This is a genomic window from Pseudomonas sp. LBUM1655, assembly GCF_059716085.1.
This window is the reverse complement of record NZ_CP166801.1, coordinates 5,326,513-5,342,879: the sequence shown is the minus strand read 5'-3', so window position 1 is coordinate 5,342,879 and position 16,367 is coordinate 5,326,513. Positions and strand designations below refer to the sequence as shown.

The 16,367-nt window shown below is 58.7% G+C and carries 19 protein-coding genes; 14 read left to right on the top strand and 5 right to left on the bottom strand.

The genetic code is table 11. The features are described from left to right. Positions 1-50 precede the first annotated feature (50 nt). The 3 genes from ACA074_RS23970 to ACA074_RS23960 form a co-directional block, all read right to left on the bottom strand. A complete protein-coding gene (locus ACA074_RS23970; RefSeq protein WP_003228365.1) occupies positions 51-308 on the bottom strand; it encodes a PA4570 family protein in 258 nt (85 codons plus the stop codon). Between the two features lie 206 nt (positions 309-514). After that, entirely contained in the window at positions 515-856 is a 342-nt protein-coding gene (locus ACA074_RS23965; protein WP_003228364.1) for a zinc ribbon domain-containing protein YjdM, read from the bottom strand. A gap of 125 nt (positions 857-981) precedes the next feature. After that, positions 982-1,950, bottom strand: a complete 969-nt coding sequence (locus ACA074_RS23960) for a polyprenyl synthetase family protein (RefSeq protein ID WP_497677926.1) — start codon at positions 1,948-1,950, stop codon at positions 982-984. 240 nt (positions 1,951-2,190) lie between these two features. On the opposite strand from ACA074_RS23960, the gene rplU reads away from it, so the two are divergent. The 5 genes from rplU to ACA074_RS23935 all read left to right on the top strand — a co-directional run bounded on the left by rplU (position 2,191) and on the right by ACA074_RS23935 (position 5,949). Then, positions 2,191-2,505 carry a 50S ribosomal protein L21 gene (gene rplU / locus ACA074_RS23955; protein ID WP_003176051.1) on the top strand — a complete coding sequence of 105 codons (315 nt, stop codon included), beginning with the start codon at positions 2,191-2,193 and terminating at the stop codon, positions 2,503-2,505. Positions 2,506-2,540: 35 nt separating this feature from the next. Continuing rightward, positions 2,541-2,798 carry a 50S ribosomal protein L27 gene (rpmA, locus tag ACA074_RS23950; protein WP_003176049.1) on the top strand — a complete coding sequence of 86 codons (258 nt, stop codon included), beginning with the start codon at positions 2,541-2,543 and terminating at the stop codon, positions 2,796-2,798. A 193-nt stretch (positions 2,799-2,991) separates the two neighbouring features. Beyond that, positions 2,992-4,215 (top strand): Obg family GTPase CgtA, encoded by a 1,224-nt coding sequence (gene cgtA / locus ACA074_RS23945; RefSeq protein WP_401272240.1) that lies wholly within the window; start codon positions 2,992-2,994, stop codon positions 4,213-4,215. A gap of 137 nt (positions 4,216-4,352) precedes the next feature. Then, the gene (proB, locus tag ACA074_RS23940) at positions 4,353-5,471 is read left to right on the top strand and encodes a glutamate 5-kinase (RefSeq protein WP_401272239.1); all 1,119 of its coding nucleotides are present in this window, start codon (positions 4,353-4,355) and stop codon (positions 5,469-5,471) included. Positions 5,472-5,481: 10 nt separating this feature from the next. Then, positions 5,482-5,949: a CreA family protein gene (locus tag ACA074_RS23935; RefSeq protein ID WP_401272238.1), complete on the top strand. Its 468-nt coding sequence runs from the start codon at positions 5,482-5,484 to the stop codon at positions 5,947-5,949. 111 nt (positions 5,950-6,060) lie between these two features. On the opposite strand, the gene rpsT is transcribed toward ACA074_RS23935, so the two are convergent. Further along, positions 6,061-6,333, bottom strand: coding sequence for a 30S ribosomal protein S20 (rpsT, locus tag ACA074_RS23930; protein WP_003228351.1), 273 nt, complete (start codon positions 6,331-6,333; stop codon positions 6,061-6,063). 252 nt (positions 6,334-6,585) lie between these two features. Between rpsT and murJ the strand changes: the two genes are divergently transcribed. The 6 genes from murJ (at position 6,586) to ispH (ending at position 14,072) form a co-directional block, all read left to right on the top strand. Continuing rightward, positions 6,586-8,124 (top strand): murein biosynthesis integral membrane protein MurJ, encoded by a 1,539-nt coding sequence (gene murJ, locus ACA074_RS23925; RefSeq protein WP_489879969.1) that lies wholly within the window; start codon positions 6,586-6,588, stop codon positions 8,122-8,124. Positions 8,125-8,253: 129 nt separating this feature from the next. After that, entirely contained in the window at positions 8,254-9,192 is a 939-nt protein-coding gene (ribF, locus tag ACA074_RS23920; RefSeq protein WP_167394884.1) for a bifunctional riboflavin kinase/FAD synthetase, read from the top strand. A 13-nt stretch (positions 9,193-9,205) separates the two neighbouring features. Next, complete coding sequence (gene ileS / locus ACA074_RS23915; RefSeq protein WP_497677925.1) at positions 9,206-12,037, top strand: isoleucine--tRNA ligase; 2,832 nt, start codon at positions 9,206-9,208, stop codon at positions 12,035-12,037. Continuing rightward, positions 12,030-12,542: a signal peptidase II gene (gene lspA, locus ACA074_RS23910; protein WP_187679204.1), complete on the top strand. Its 513-nt coding sequence runs from the start codon at positions 12,030-12,032 to the stop codon at positions 12,540-12,542. Before ileS ends, lspA begins: the two co-directional genes overlap by 8 nt. A gap of 7 nt (positions 12,543-12,549) precedes the next feature. Then, on the top strand, positions 12,550-12,987 hold the full coding sequence (fkpB, locus tag ACA074_RS23905; RefSeq protein ID WP_185037054.1) for an FKBP-type peptidyl-prolyl cis-trans isomerase: 438 nt from the start codon (positions 12,550-12,552) through the stop codon (positions 12,985-12,987). A 140-nt stretch (positions 12,988-13,127) separates the two neighbouring features. Continuing rightward, positions 13,128-14,072 carry a 4-hydroxy-3-methylbut-2-enyl diphosphate reductase gene (ispH, locus tag ACA074_RS23900; RefSeq protein WP_187679205.1) on the top strand — a complete coding sequence of 315 codons (945 nt, stop codon included), beginning with the start codon at positions 13,128-13,130 and terminating at the stop codon, positions 14,070-14,072. On the opposite strand, the gene ACA074_RS23895 is transcribed toward ispH, so the two are convergent. Continuing rightward, complete coding sequence (locus ACA074_RS23895; protein ID WP_497677924.1) at positions 14,044-14,598, bottom strand: GspH/FimT family pseudopilin; 555 nt, start codon at positions 14,596-14,598, stop codon at positions 14,044-14,046. The two genes, ispH and ACA074_RS23895, sit on opposite strands and share 29 nt — an antisense overlap. 130 nt (positions 14,599-14,728) lie before the next feature. Here ACA074_RS23895 and ACA074_RS23890 point away from each other — a divergent pair, with 130 nt between their 5' ends. From ACA074_RS23890 to ACA074_RS23880, 3 genes are read left to right on the top strand one after another with little or no spacing between them, the layout of a single operon-like run. Next, positions 14,729-15,202: a GspH/FimT family pseudopilin gene (locus ACA074_RS23890; RefSeq protein ID WP_187679207.1), complete on the top strand. Its 474-nt coding sequence runs from the start codon at positions 14,729-14,731 to the stop codon at positions 15,200-15,202. Then, on the top strand, positions 15,199-15,648 hold the full coding sequence (gene pilV, locus ACA074_RS23885) for a type IV pilus modification protein PilV (protein ID WP_489879972.1): 450 nt from the start codon (positions 15,199-15,201) through the stop codon (positions 15,646-15,648). Before ACA074_RS23890 ends, pilV begins: the two co-directional genes overlap by 4 nt. Beyond that, the gene (locus ACA074_RS23880; RefSeq protein WP_401268496.1) at positions 15,645-16,358 is read left to right on the top strand and encodes a PilW family protein; all 714 of its coding nucleotides are present in this window, start codon (positions 15,645-15,647) and stop codon (positions 16,356-16,358) included. The genes pilV and ACA074_RS23880 overlap by 4 nt, the downstream gene beginning before the upstream one ends. The last annotated feature ends 9 nt before the right edge of the window (positions 16,359-16,367 follow it).

Here is a 16,367-nt window from a genome sequence, read left to right as displayed (position 1 = left end):
GTTGATGCCATCGCCAGTAATCTGGCTCCCACAATTTTTTGTGGTACTGCTCATATTTCGATCTTGTGATGCAGCTCATTGGTCGGGCGCAAGGCCCGGGCATAGCAGAACAGAAACAGATTGCGCACGAGCTCCTTGAGCACCAGCGGCTCGCTGGAATTCAGGCTGCTGACGTCCAGATCCCCTTGATCCTGCAGCTCATGCAGGGCCTCTTCTTCCAGCACTGCGCAGACTTCCCCGGTTTCCCGATGCAGGATTCTCAGATAAGGGTGTGGGCGATCCAGCCAGGCGTCGATCAAATAAGTCATGGTTCTAATCTCCTTGAAAGGGTTTCAATGAGAATAATTCTTATTCGTCAAATAGCAAGCGCCTATTGGCATGTTGCGAGTTTTTACGGGTAAAGATTGCGTAAGGTCAAAACGGCTGGCGTTTAGCTATTGCGTGGTTTTTCTGGGGGAAAGCGAGGAGGGTGGAGCTCCATCCCACGGCTGGCGCGGGATGGATGACAGCAGGCTCAGACTTTTCTGACGAACTCGGATTTGAGTTTCATCGGGCCGATGCCGTCGATCTTGCAGTCGATATCGTGGTCGCCATCGCACAAGCGGATGTTCTTGACCTTGGTGCCGACCTTGACCACCAGCGACGTGCCCTTGACCTTCAGGTCCTTGATCACGGTGATGGTGTCGCCGTCCTGCAGGACGTTACCGACCGAATCCTTCTTCACTGCATCGTCAGAGGCCACTTCGGCTTCGCCATTGGCAGACCACTCGTGGGCGCACTCCGGGCAGATCAGTTGGGCACCGTCTTCATAGGTGTATTCGGAATTGCATTTCGGGCAGGGTGGCAGCGTGCTCACTAAGGCTCCTTGAGGATGTGGTTCGCTAAAAGTCGCACATTGTATAAGGTTTTTGCCGTGAGAGGGCAGGCAACAAAAAGCCGCAGGCTTCGGGGAAGGCTGCGGCTTTTGGTGATGCGGCAGAATCAATGCGTGCGCGCGACCGCAAACTCACTCAGTTCAACCAGTGCATCGCGGTACTCGCTGGCCGGCAGCGCATCGAGGCACTTGATCGCACGGGCCACGTAATCACGGGCCAGTTGCGCGGTGTACTCCAGCGAACCGGACGCTTCCACGGCGACGCGGATGCTTTCCAGATCTTCGATCCCGCCCTTCTGGATCGCCTGGCGCACCAGTGCAGCCTGCTCAGGCGTGCCTTCGCGCATGGTGAAGATCAGCGGCAGAGTCGGTTTGCCTTCGGCCAGATCGTCACCGACGTTCTTGCCCAGGGTTTCGGCGTCGCCCTTGTAGTCGAGCAGGTCGTCGACCAGTTGGAACGCCACGCCCAGGTGATCACCGAAGGTGCGCAGGGCTTCGCTCTGCTCGGCGGTGGCACCGGCCAACGCGGCGGCGCTGTGGGTCGAAGCTTCAAAGAGCATCGCGGTCTTGCCGCGGATGACTTCCATGTAGGTTTCTTCGGTGGTGCTGGCGTCGCGCACCTTGGACAGTTGCAATACTTCGCCTTCGGCGATGATGCGCGTGGCCTGGGACAGAATCTTCATCACCGGCATCGAGCCCAGTTCGACCATCATTTCGAACGAGCGCGAGTACAGGAAATCGCCAACCAGCACGCTCGGGGCGTTGCCCCACATGGCGTTGGCGGTTGAACGGCCACGACGCATGCCGGACATGTCGACGACGTCGTCATGCAGCAGGGTGGCGGTGTGCAGGAATTCGATGGTCGCCGCCAGCAGGCGCATGTCGTCGCCTTCGCGACCCAAGGCCTTGCCACACAGCAACACTAATAAAGGACGCAGACGTTTGCCGCCGGCCGACGTGATGTAGTCGCCGATTTTCGATACCAGCGGCACTCGGGAAGTCAGCTGCTTCTTGATGATGCCGTCGACGGCGCTAAAATCGTCCGCCACCGCGCGGTAGAAAGCTTGGGGTTGCATCAGCGAGAGTCGCTCCAGAAGGGTTGCGCGGCATGCTAGGACCCCCGTCCAGACCTGTCAAGGCGCGATGGACGGCTACTTGCAAGCCTGCCGCGCCTTGCGTACAATCGCGCACCCTGAACTTCCTGGGCAGCACCTGCCTTACGCAATTGCAAGCAGGCCTTCCAGCCTCATGCAGCCATGCCAGCCAATACCTCTTCTTATAAAGAGCTGGGTGAGCAGGATTATCGGAGAAATACCATGTCTTATGCAGTAATCGTTACTGGCGGCAAGCAATACAAGGTCGCCCCAGGTGAATACCTGAAGATCGAAAAACTGGAAATCGCTACCGGCGAATCCGTTACCTTTGATCGCGTTCTGTTGGTTGCTAATGGCGACGACGTGAATATCGGCGCTCCAGTTGTTGCTGGCGCTACTGTTGTGGCTGAAGTGATCTCCCAAGGTCGTCACGATAAAGTCCGCATCATCAAGTTCCGTCGTCGTAAGCACCACATGAAGCGTATGGGCCACCGCCAGTGGTACACCGAGATCAAAATCACCGGTATTCAGGCTTAATTTCAGCCTAATTCCTCACTAGGAGAATTGAACTCATGGCACACAAAAAAGCTGGTGGTAGTACCCGTAACGGTCGCGACTCAGAAGCCAAACGCCTTGGCGTCAAGATGTATGGCGGCCAGAAAATCATTCCGGGCAACATCATCGTGCGTCAGCGCGGCACCCAATTCCACGCCGGTTACGGTGTTGGCATGGGTAAAGATCACACCCTCTTCGCGAAAATCGAAGGCGTGATCAAGTTTGAAGTAAAAGGCGCGTTCAACCGCCGTTACGTGAGCGTTGTCGCAGCTTAATTGCGCAATCGCTGGAAGAGCCCTGTCTTGCGACGGGGCTTTTTCGTTTGTGGGGTGAGTCTCTTGCAAAACTGTTTGTATGGGCTGTCGGCGTGCGATGCAGGTCGTGTATTGGGGTCGCTGCGCTCATTTTTGCAAGAGTCTTATGTCTTGATTGTTTTTCGGCTCGTCCGTATGGCGAGAGGCGTTGGTTATGAAGTTTGTTGATGAAGTATCGATTCGCGTAAAGGCTGGTGACGGCGGCAATGGTGCCATGAGTTTCCGTCGGGAAAAATTCATCGAAAACGGTGGGCCGAACGGTGGTGATGGCGGTGATGGCGGTTCCATCTACATGATGGCCGACGAAAACCTCAATACCCTGGTGGACTACCGTTACACCCGGCACTTCGATGCCGAGCGTGGCTCCAACGGCGGCAGTACCGACTGCACCGGCAAAAAAGGTGAGGATCTGATCCTGCGCGTGCCGGTCGGTACCACGGTGATCGACTCCGCCACCCAGGAAGTCATTGGCGACCTGACCAAGGCTGGTCAGAAGTTGATGGTTGTGCAGGGTGGCTGGCACGGTCTGGGCAACACCCGTTTCAAATCCAGTACCAACCGTGCGCCGCGTCAGACCACTCCGGGTAAGCCGGGTGAGCAGCGCGACCTGAAGCTGGAAATGAAAGTGCTGGCCGACGTCGGTCTGCTGGGCTTGCCGAACGCCGGTAAAAGTACTTTTATCCGTTCGGTTTCGGCGGCCAAGCCGAAAGTTGCCGACTACCCGTTCACCACGCTGGTGCCGAACCTGGGTGTGGTCAGTGTCGATCGCTGGAAGAGCTTCGTCGTTGCCGATATTCCGGGCTTGATCGAAGGTGCTTCTGACGGTGCCGGTCTGGGTATTCGTTTCCTCAAGCACTTGGCGCGCACGCGTCTGCTGCTGCATCTCGTCGACATGGCGCCGCTGGATGACTCCAGCGCTCCGGATGCGGCGGAAGTGATCGTCAACGAGCTGATCAAATTCAGCCCGTCCCTGGCTGAGCGTGATCGCTGGCTGGTGCTGAACAAGTGCGACCAGATCCTTGAGGAAGATCACGATGCTCGCGTCAAGGAAATCGTTGATCGCCTGGAGTGGACTGGTCCGGTTTACGTTATCTCGGCCATCGCCAAGATCGGCACCGAGCGTCTTTGCCACGACATCATGCGTTACATGGAAGATCGCGCCGATCGCCTTGCTGCCGACCCGGCTTACAAGGAAGAGCTGGCCGATCTGGATCAGCGCATCGAAGACGAAGCGCGTGCGCAATTGCAGGCGCTGGACGACAAGCGTGCCCTGCGTCGCAGCGGCGTGAAGTCGGTCCACGACATCGGTGACGATGACTGGGATGAAGAAGATGTGGATGACGAAGACGGTCCGGAAATCATTTACGTGCGTGACTGATTCGTTGCAGTAAACTTAAGCGCCGCTCAATCGAGCGGCGTTTTAGTATCTGGAAATCGATCGTTGGTCAGGAACAGCCACGAATAACGTCACGGGCAGCGCTGGGTCGCGCTGTCCTCAAGCTAAGGTTGAAGATGATGCGGAGCAAGGTGACAGGTGCGCAGCGTTGGGTCGTGAAGATCGGCAGCGCTTTGCTGACAGCTGATGGCAAAGGGTTGGATCGTGCGGCAATGAGTGTCTGGGTTGAGCAGATGGTGGCCTTGCATGAGGCCGGCGTCGAGTTGGTGCTGGTGTCCTCTGGGGCGGTGGCGGCCGGCATGAGTCGTTTGGGCTGGACCGCACGACCCAGTGCGATGCATGAGCTCCAGGCGGCCGCTGCGATCGGTCAGATGGGCTTGGTGCAGGCGTGGGAGTCGAGCTTCGCCGAGCATGGCCGACACACGGCGCAGATTCTCCTGACCCATGACGACCTGTCCGATCGCAAGCGCTACCTGAACGCCCGCAGTACCTTGCGTGCGCTGGTCGAGCTGAAAGTCATCCCGGTGATCAACGAAAACGACACTGTAGTCACTGATGAAATTCGTTTCGGTGACAACGATACGCTGGCGGCGCTGGTGGCCAACCTGGTCGAGGCGGATCTGTTGGTGATCCTGACGGATCGCGATGGCATGTTCGACGCTGATCCGCGCAACAATCCCGATGCGCAGATGATCTACGAGGCGCGTGCCGATGATCCGAGTCTGGATGCGGTGGCGGGCGGCACTGGCGGTGCGCTGGGGCGCGGCGGTATGCAGACCAAATTGCGCGCGGCGCGGCTGGCGGCGCGCTCAGGTGCCCACACCATCATCGTCGGTGGGCGGCTTGAGCGGGTGCTTGATCGTCTTAAAGCTGGCGAGCGTATCGGCACCTTGCTGTCGCCTGAGCGCGGCATGCTGGCTGCACGCAAGCAGTGGCTGGCCGGGCATCTGCAGACCCGCGGCACCTTAGTGCTGGATGATGGTGCGGTGTCGGCGTTGTCACAGGGCAACAAGAGCCTTCTGCCGGTGGGCGTCAAACTGGTGCAGGGCAGTTTCCGTCGCGGGGAAATGGTGGTTTGCGTGGCGCCGGACGGTCGTGAGATCGCTCGTGGTCTGGCCAACTACAGTGCGCTGGAAGCACAAAAAATTATCGGACAGTCGTCGGATGCGATTGTCGGTTTGCTGGGTTACATGGCTGAGCCGGAACTGGTTCACCGTGACAATCTGATTCTGGTTTGAGGAAAGCTCGATGCGTGTAGCAAAAGGATTGTTGGGTCTGCTGATTGCGTTGCCATTGCTGGCCTCGGCCGAGGAAATCGGTCAGGTGTCGACGGTGTTCAAGTTTGTCGGGCCGAACGACCGGATCGTGGTCGAGGCCTTTGATGATCCGAAGGTGGAAGGTGTGACCTGTTATCTGTCGCGCGCCAAGACGGGTGGTGTGAAGGGTGGTCTGGGTCTGGCCGAGGATCGCGCCGAAGCCTCGATCGCTTGCCGTCAGGTCGGTCCGATCAATTTCAAAGGTGAGCTGAAAGATGGTGACGAGGTGTTCAAGGAGCGCACGTCACTGGTGTTCAAGACCATGCAGGTGGTGCGTTTTCTCGACAAGAAGCGCAATACGTTGGTGTACCTGGTCTACAGCGACCGCTTGATCGAGGGCAGTCCGCAGAATGCGGTGACGGCGATTCCGATCCTGCCGTGGGTGCCGGTTCAGCAATAAGGCAAGAAAATCCATGTGGGAGCCAGCTCCCACATTTTTTTGCTCTGCATTCACCAAATCGCAGGCAATAAAAAACCGACCCTGAGGTCGGTTTTTTAATGACTACGTCGCTTAGGCAGCTTCTTTCAGTGCCTTGACGTGGCCATTCAGACGGCTCTTATGACGAGCAGCCTTGTTCTTGTGGATGATGCCTTTATCGGCCATGCGGTCGATAACTGGCACAGCCAGAACGTATGCAGCTTGAGCTTTTTCAGCGTCTTTTGCGTCGATGGCCTTAACTACATTCTTGATGTAGGTACGAACCATGGAACGCAGGCTGGCGTTGTGGCTGCGACGCTTCTCAGCCTGTTTTGCACGTTTTTTGGCGGAAGGTGAGTTGGCCACCGTCGAGCTCCTCGAAAGACTTTTTAGGAAATAGCAAACAAAATAGGCCGCGAATCATGCCGATGAAGAGATGTCTTGTCAAGGGCACTTCAATCGTTCCGCTAAGTGGTAGGTATAAAGAGGCGGGATATTTATTTCCGGCGCTTGACCTGTAAACTCGCGAGCTTTGGCTCTGTGCTGTTGCGGCGCGGAGTATCGCACAAGTAGGCGCATTGTTCGCCTGCTGTTTATCGAAAGGCCCTGATTTCCTCAATGAATCTGCTCAAATCGTTGGCCGCCGTCAGCTCTATCACGATGCTTTCCCGTATTTTGGGATTTGTTCGTGACACGCTCATCGCTCGCACATTCGGCGCCGGAATGGCGACTGACGCCTTCTTTATCGCCTTCAAACTGCCCAATCTGCTGCGGCGAATTTTTGCCGAAGGCGCGTTCTCTCAGGCATTTGTGCCGATTTTGGCCGAATACAAAAGCCAGCAGGGCGAGGAGGCGACTCGAACCTTTATTGCCTACGTATCGGGTCTGTTGACCCTGGTATTGGCCGTGGTAACGGCCTTGGGCATGATCGCTGCGCCTTGGGTAATCTGGGCTACAGCCCCCGGTTTCACAGATACACCGGAAAAATTCCAGCTCACCTCTGATCTGTTGCGGGTGACCTTCCCTTATATATTGCTGATCTCCCTGTCGTCGCTGGCCGGGGCAATTCTCAATACCTGGAACCGTTTCTCGGTGCCAGCCTTTGTGCCGACATTGCTCAACGTCAGCATGATCGTGTTTTCGCTGTTCCTCACGCCGTACTTCGATCCACCGGTCATGGCCCTTGGCTGGGCGGTGCTGGTCGGTGGTCTGGCGCAATTGCTCTATCAACTGCCACACCTGAAAAAGATCGGCATGCTGGTGCTGCCGCGCCTGAATCTGCGCGACACCGGTGTCTGGCGTGTGATGAAGCAGATGCTGCCGGCGATCCTTGGTGTCTCGGTGAGCCAGATTTCGCTGATCATCAACACCATCTTTGCCTCGTTTCTGGTCGCAGGTTCGGTGTCGTGGATGTACTACGCCGACCGCTTGATGGAGTTGCCATCCGGCGTACTGGGCGTCGCGCTGGGCACGATTCTGTTGCCGACTCTGGCCAAAACCTACGCCAGCAAGGATCGCCACGAGTATTCGCGCATTCTCGACTGGGGCCTGCGCCTGTGCTTCGTGCTGGTGCTGCCGTGCTCGCTGGCGCTGGGAATTCTCGCCGAGCCATTGACCGTTTCGCTGTTCCAGTACGGCCAGTTCAGTGGCTTTGATGCCGAGATGACTCAGCGCGCATTGATTGCCTATTCTGTCGGCCTTCTCGGGATTATCGTGATCAAAGTGCTGGCGCCGGGCTTTTACGCGCAACAGAACATCCGCACTCCGGTGAAAATCGCAATCTTCACGCTGGTGGTTACTCAACTGTTCAACCTGGTGTTGATCGGCCCGTTGGCCCACGCCGGGCTGGCGTTGGCCATCAGTGCAGGTGCCTGTCTGAACGCCGGTTTGCTGTTCTATCAACTGCGCAAACAGCAGATGTACCAGCCGCAGCCTGGTTGGGCGAAGTTCGGCTTCAAGCTGGTTGTGGCCGTGGCGGTGATGTCGGTGGTGTTGTTGGTCGGCATGCATTTCATGCCGGCCTGGGATCAGGGGCACATGCTGGAACGCTTCCTGCGTCTGGGCGCTTTGGTCGCGGCGGGCGTGGTTTCGTATTTCGGTATGCTGCTGCTGCTCGGTTTCCGTCTGCGCGACTTCAATCGCAAGGCCTTGAGCTGAGGTTTTACCCCTTATAAACGGGCACGGGCCGGCAGTTTTGTCGGCTCGATCACTTTGCGTTACGGTGTTGCCTGTCGTCTGCCGCCGGGTGTGGTTATAATCGGCCACTTTATGAGCAAGAAGCGCGTTATGCAGCTGGTTCGAGGCCTCCACAACTTGCGCCCCCAGCATCGGGGCTGCGTCGCCACTATTGGCAACTTTGACGGTGTTCACCGTGGTCACCAGGCTATCCTGGCCCGGCTGCGTGAGCGTGCGCTCGAGTTGGGCGTACCCAGCTGCGTGGTGATTTTCGAGCCGCAGCCACGGGAGTTCTTTGCACCCGAGACCGCGCCGGCACGTCTGGCCCGGTTGCGCGACAAACTGCAACTGCTGGCGGCCGAAGGTGTTGACCGGGTCTTGTGCCTGGCCTTCAACCAGCGTCTGAGCAAGCTCAGCGCCAGTGAGTTCGTCGACACCATTCTGGTAGACGGCCTCGGCGTGCAGCATCTGGAGGTCGGTGACGACTTCCGCTTCGGCTGCGACCGCCTCGGTGATTTCGATTTCCTGCTGCAGGCCGGGCAGGTTCACGGGTTTAGCGTGGAAGCTGCGCAAACCGTCGAGCTGGACGGCATTCGCGTCAGCAGCACCCAGGTGCGCAACGCGTTGGCCGCCGCCGATTTTGCCTTGGCCGAACGGTTGCTCGGCCGCCCGTACCGCATCGCCGGTCGCGTGCTGCATGGCCAGAAACTGGCCCGGCAACTGGGGACGCCCACTGCCAATATTCAACTCAAGCGTCGTCGCGTGCCGTTTACCGGGGTGTATCTGGTGGATGTCGATATCGACGGCAAGACCTGGCCCGGCGTCGCCAATATTGGCGTGCGGCCCACGGTGCAGGGTGATGGCAAGGCCCACCTTGAAGTCCATCTTTTAGATTTTGCCGGCGATCTGTATGACCGGCGTTTGACGGTGGTTTTCCACCAAAAGCTGCGTGAAGAGCAGCGTTTCGCCTCCCTGGAGGCGCTGAAAACGGCGATCAATGCGGATGTCGCCACCGCCCGTGCACTAGCCGCACCTAGCGCCCATCGCTAATGAAGAGCCTTAAATGACCGACTATAAAGCCACGCTAAACCTTCCGGACACCGCCTTCCCAATGAAGGCCGGCCTGCCACAGCGCGAACCGCAGATCCTGCAGCGCTGGGACAGTATTGGCCTGTACGGAAAGTTGCGCGAGATTGGCAAGGATCGTCCGAAGTTCGTTCTGCACGACGGCCCTCCGTATGCCAACGGCACGATCCACATCGGTCACGCTCTGAACAAGATTCTCAAGGACATGATCATCCGCTCGAAAACCCTTTCGGGTTTCGATGCGCCGTACATTCCGGGTTGGGACTGCCACGGCCTGCCGATCGAGCACAAGGTTGAAGTGACCCACGGCAAGAACCTGGGCGCGGACAAGACCCGCGAACTGTGCCGTGCCTACGCTACCGAGCAGATCGAAGGGCAGAAGACCGAGTTCATCCGCCTCGGCGTGCTGGGCGACTTCGCCAACCCTTACAAAACCATGGACTTCAAGAACGAGGCCGGTGAAATCCGCGCCCTCGCCGAAATCGTCAAGGGCGGTTTCGTGTTCAAGGGCTTGAAGCCTGTGAACTGGTGCTTCGACTGCGGTTCGGCTCTGGCTGAAGCGGAAGTCGAGTACGAGAACAAGAAGTCCTCGACCATCGACGTAGCGTTCCCGATCGCTGACGAAGCCAAACTGGCTGCCGCGTTCGGTCTGCCGTCCCTGAGCAAGCCTGCCTCGATCGTGATCTGGACCACCACCCCGTGGACTATCCCGGCCAACCAGGCGCTGAACGTTCATCCGGAATTCAACTACGCCCTGGTCGACGTCGGCGACAAGCTGCTGGTGCTGGCTGAAGAACTGGTCGAAGCCTGCCTCGCTCGTTACAGCCTGGAAGGCTCGGTCATCGCGACCACTACCGGTAAAGAGCTGGAACTGATCAACTTCCGTCACCCGTTCTACGACCGTCTGTCGCCGGTGTATCTGGCCGACTACGTCGAGCTGGGCGCTGGCACCGGTGTGGTTCACTCCGCCCCGGCCTACGGCGTGGACGACTTCGTGACCTGCAAGAAGTACGGCATGGTCAACGACGACATCCTGAATCCGGTGCAGAGCAACGGCGTTTATGTGCCGTCGCTGGAATTCTTCGGCGGTCAGTTCATCTGGAAGGCCAACCCGGCCATCGTCGACAAACTGACCGAAGTCGGTGCGCTGCTGCACACCACCGTCATCGAACACAGCTACATGCACTGCTGGCGTCACAAAACTCCGCTGATCTACCGTGCCACCGCGCAGTGGTTCATCGGCATGGATAAAGAGCCAACCAGCGGCGACACCCTGCGTGTGCGCTCGCTCAAAGCCATTGAAGACACCAAGTTCGTCCCGGCCTGGGGCCAGGCGCGCCTGCACTCGATGATCGCCAATCGTCCGGACTGGTGCATCTCCCGTCAGCGCAACTGGGGCGTGCCGATCCCGTTCTTCCTGAACAAGGAAAGCGGCGAGCTGCACCCACGCACCGTCGAACTGATGGAAGAAGTCGCCAAGCGCGTTGAAGTCGAAGGCATCGAAGCCTGGTTCAAGCTCGACGCCGCCGAATTGCTGGGCGATGAAGCGCCGCAATACGACAAGATCAGCGACACCCTCGACGTCTGGTTCGACTCGGGTACCACGCACTGGCACGTCCTGCGCGGTTCGCACCCGATGGGCCACGAGACCGGCCCGCGCGCCGACTTGTACCTGGAAGGTTCCGACCAACACCGTGGATGGTTCCATTCGTCCTTGCTGACTGGTTGCGCCATTGACAACCACGCGCCGTACCGCGAATTGCTGACTCACGGCTTCACCGTCGATGAGTCCGGCCGCAAGATGTCCAAATCGCTGGGCAACGTGATCGCACCGCAGAAAGTCAACGACACCCTGGGCGCCGATATCATGCGTCTGTGGGTCGCTTCGACGGACTACTCCGGCGAGATGGCCGTGTCCGAGCAGATCCTGCAACGCAGTGCGGACGCCTATCGTCGTATCCGTAACACCGCGCGCTTCCTGCTTTCCAACCTGACCGGTTTCAATCCGGCCACCGACCTGCTGCCGGCTGAAGAAATGCTCGCGCTGGATCGCTGGGCGGTGGATCGCACCCTGCTGCTGCAACGCGAGCTGCAAGAGCACTACGGCGAATACCGTTTCTGGAACGTCTACTCGAAGATCCACAACTTCTGCGTGCAGGAGCTGGGTGGTTTCTACCTCGACATCATCAAGGATCGCCAGTACACCACCGGCGCCGACAGCAAGGCGCGCCGCTCGGCGCAAACTGCGCTGTTCCACATCTCCGAAGCGCTGGTGCGCTGGATCGCACCGATCCTTGCGTTCACCGCCGACGAGTTGTGGCAATACCTGCCGGGCGAGCGCAACGAATCGGTGATGCTCAACACTTGGTACGAAGGTCTGACCGAGCTGCCAGAAGGCTTCGAGCTGGGTCGTGAGTACTGGGATCGCATCATGGAAGTGAAGGTTGCGGTCAACAAAGAAATGGAAATCCAGCGCGCGGCCAAAGCCGTCGGTGGCAACCTGCAAGCCGAAGTGACGCTGTTCGCCGAAGAGGCGCTGAGCGCCGATCTGGCTAAACTGAGCAACGAACTGCGCTTTGTCCTGATCACTTCGACCGCAAGCGTTGCGCCTTTCGTGCAGGCTCCGGTCGATGCCGTAGCCACCGAAGTCAGCGGCCTGAAGCTGAAGATCGTCAAGTCTGCCTTCGCGAAATGCGCCCGTTGCTGGCACTGCCGCGAAGACGTCGGCGTGAACCCGGAGCATCCGGAAATCTGCGGTCGTTGCGTCGACAACATCAGCGGCGCTGGCGAGGTTCGTGACTATGCCTAATGCCGTTGGCCGTTTCGGACGGTTGAGCTGGCTCTGGTTGAGTTTGCTGGTTCTGGTCATCGACCAGGCCAGCAAGTTCTACTTCGAAGACAAGCTCGAAATGTTCCAGCAGATCGTGATCATTCCCGATTACTTCAGCTGGACCCTGGCTTACAACACCGGCGCTGCGTTCAGCTTCCTGGCTGACAGCTCTGGCTGGCAGCGCTGGCTGTTCGCTTTGATCGCCATTGTTGTCAGTGCGGTGCTGGTGGTCTGGCTCAAGCGTCTGGGCCGCAACGAAACCTGGCTGGCCGTCGCTCTGGCGCTGGTGCTGGGCGGTGCGCTGGGCAATTTGTATGACCGCATTGCCCTGGGCCATGTGATCGACTTCATTCTGGTGCACTGGCAAAACCGCTGGTACTTCCCGGCGTTCAACTTCGCCGACAGCGCCATCACCGTTGGTGCGGTGATGCTCGCACTGGATATGTTCAAAAGTAAGAAAACCGGAGAAACCGTTCATGACTGAACAGGTATTGGCTGAGCAACGCATCGGCCAGAACACGGAAGTCACCTTGCACTTTGCATTGCGCCTGGAGAACGGCGACACGGTCGACAGCACCTTCGACAAGGCCCCAGCGACGTTCAAGGTCGGCGACGGCAACCTGCTGCCGGGTTTCGAAGCCGCGCTGTTCGGCTTCAAGGCTGGCGACAAGCGCACGCTGACGGTTGAGCCGGAAAACGCTTTCGGCCAGCCGAACCCGCAGAACGTACAGGTTATCCCGCGTTCACAGTTTGCAGACATGGAACTGTCGCCGGGTTTGCTGGTGATCTTCAACGATGCAGCCAATACTGAGCTGCCGGGTGTGGTGAAAGAATTCGACGACGCGCAAGTGACCATCGACTTCAACCACCCGCTGTCTGGCAAGACGCTGACCTTTGACGTCGAGATCATCAACGTCAAAGCGCTGTAAAAAATGTAGGAGTGAGCCTGCTCGCGATGAGTGCCTGACATTCAAGGTTGATGTTGATTGACACTGCGCCATCGCGAGCAGGCTCGCTCCTACAGTTTTGAAATTCATTGTTTTTTCGCGCGCAAGACACGAGGCACAGCATGCAAATCAAACTCGCCAACCCCCGTGGCTTCTGTGCCGGTGTGGACCGGGCGATCGAAATCGTCAACCGCGCCCTTGAAGTCTTCGGGCCGCCGATCTACGTGCGCCATGAAGTGGTGCACAACAAGTTCGTGGTCGAAGACCTGCGCAGCCGTGGCGCCATCTTCGTCGAAGAACTGGATCAGGTGCCGGACGACGTCATCGTGATCTTCAGTGCCCACGGCGTATCCCAGGCTGTGCGTACCGAAGCCGCTGGCCGTGGCCTGAAAGTCTTTGACGCCACCTGCCCGCTGGTGACCAAAGTGCATATCGAAGTCGCGAAATACAGCCGCGACGGTCGTGAATGCATCCTCATTGGCCACGCCGGTCACCCGGAAGTCGAAGGCACCATGGGTCAGTACGACGCCAGCAATGGCGGCGCCATCTACCTCGTCGAGGACGAGAAAGATGTGGCCGAATTGCAGGTGAACGATCCAGAAAGATTGGCGTTCGTCACCCAGACCACCCTGTCGATGGACGACACCAGTCGTGTTATCGACGCCCTGCGCACACGTTTTCCGGCCATCGGCGGCCCGCGCAAGGACGACATCTGCTACGCCACGCAAAACCGTCAGGATGCGGTCAAGCAACTGGCCGACGAATGCGACGTGGTGCTGGTGGTCGGCAGCCCGAACAGCTCCAACTCCAACCGCTTGCGTGAGCTGGCTGAACGCATGGCCACGCCGGCCTACCTGATCGACGGCGCCGAAGACATGCAAAAGAGCTGGTTCGATGGCGTCGAGCGTATTGGCATCACCGCCGGTGCTTCCGCGCCGGAAGTTCTGGTGCGTGGCGTGATTCAGCAATTGCAGGCCTGGGGCGCTACCGGTGCCGATGAACTCGCCGGCCGCGAAGAGAACATCACGTTCTCGATGCCTAAAGAGTTGCGCGTGCGTTCGATCTGACGCTTTTGACTTTTTGACACAGCGCCTGTTCAGTCTTCTCCCTGCCCAGGCGCACTCGACCGGTCGCCGCCAGCACCACTTGACGCTGGCTGACCGGCTCGCGAGTCGAGCAAATATGTAATGTTCCTGCCTGAAACGCCCGCCCGGGCATCAGTGGTTGTCCAAGACTGCTGAACCGCACGTAACGACTGACCAACCAATTGCCGACAATCGGCACCCCCGCGTCACGCGCATTTTCCATCATAAGTGGATTGCTGCTGTCTTCCGGCCCCTTGCCGCTGATATCCAGAATGATCCGCCAGCCCTGACTCCAGTCACCGTTGATGCCGTGAATCACCACGCTTTGATTGCGCGTGATCGCCATTGTGCGGGCGTTGCGAATACCGTCGAGCAAAGCCTGCGCGGCCTGATCGCGATGATTCGATTCCGTAAGTGTGGCAAACGCCGGGCTGACCAGCAGCAGAACAATTGCGCCAATCGCCAGTCCCATAAGCAGTTCAATCAGGCTGAAACCCTGTTGCGACATGAAAACTCCCTCCATGGAGTGTGATGAGCGGCGCGCTCCGTGCGCCGGGCAGGGCAAATCAACCGACAGAGTCCGGTTGAATGTTCTAGCGTGTACAAGCAGGTATAGCCGACGGCAACGGAGGGCATCGATGGATCATCGTACAAAAGGTTTCACGCTGATCGAGTTGCTGGTCGCGGTCGCGATATTCGTGATCCTGATCACCCTGGCGGTGCCTGCGTTCACCCGTTCGATACAAGGCAGCAAGGCCGATACCGAAATGGGCGACCTGCAACGGGCCATCAATTTCGCCCGTCTTGAAGCGATTGATCGAGGCGTGACGACGCGGCTGCGACCGACGGCTGGCGGCAGCGTCTGGACCGGCGAACTGTCGGTCTACGACAGTACTGGCAATCCGGCCAATGTGTTGCGGGTTGTTCCGGCGATGAGCAGCGGCGCAACTCTGACGCTAACCTTTGGAGTGACCGCGCTGGATTTCAACAACCTTGGCGGTCTGGCCGCACCCTCGACGGCGGTGGTCATCAGCTACACGCTGGGAACGCAAAGCAGGACGCTTAACGTGTGTTTGAACGGACGAATTCAATTGGGTGGAAGTTGCGGATGAGGCCAGGGAGCAAGGGCGTTCAGCAGGGCATGACGCTGATCGAAGTGTTGGTCGCGTTGCTGATTCTGACGGTCGGGCTGTTGGGTGCGGCGGCGGTGCAAATGAATGCACTGAAGTACACCGACAGTTCACGCATGACCAGTCAGGCCAGTTTCATCGCCTACGACATGATGGACCGCATCCGCGCCAACTCCGGCGCCGACTACACCGTCACGCCCCCGACGTCAGGAAACCTCAGTGTTGCCCGGGATCAGGACCTCTACGACTTCACTACCAACATCGTCAACTTCGGCGGGCCGACCGCCACCGGCACGATCGCCCGCAATCAGCGGGTGTACACGATCACAATCAACTGGAGTGACTCACGTGCAGCGAATGCCGCCGGCACTGCGCGCAGCTTTGTCCTGACCAGTCGCGCCACGGTAGATCCGGTGGCCACGCCATGAAGCGCCATAACCGCGGTTTCGGCCTTATCGAAATGCTCATCGCCCTGGCGCTCGGGCTGATCGTGGTGCTGGGAGTGGTGCAAACTTTCCTCGCTGCGAAAAATACCTACGTCAGCCAGAACAGTGCTGCCGCCATGCAGGAAGACGCACGCTTTGTGCTGAGCAAAATGATTCAGGAACTGCGCATGGTCGGAATGTTCGGTTGTCTGGGCACGATCACGGATTCAAGCTCCGCCGGTGACTTCAGCGCCGCGCAGATCACGCCGATCAGTTGGGACAACGCCAATCTCAAGTTGACGCTGGTGACCGCTGACGTCGGCAGCGCTGGTGGCACTCCCACCTGGACTGTGGTCTCCGATTGCCGCAACAGCGCGACGGCCTATACCGGGTTACGCAGCGCGGCGAGCGGACAAATCGCTTTCCCGATCCGGCGTCTTGTCTACAGCTTCAGCAACAACCAGATCCTGATGGGCACCGGCAGCGGCACACCGACCCAGCAGGTGCTGGTTAACAACGTCAGTGCCTTTAACGTGACGTTCGGTCTGGCCAGTTCCGCGACTGATGTAGCCGCCTCGACTTACAGCACCAACCCCAGCGATCCGGCGCGTATTCGCAGTGTGCGCCTTAGCCTGACTCTCAACGATCCGAACAGTCGGGTCGCCAATCAAACCTTCAACGTGGTTGCCGCTTTGCGCAACCGCTTGCAGTGAGGGTCTGGG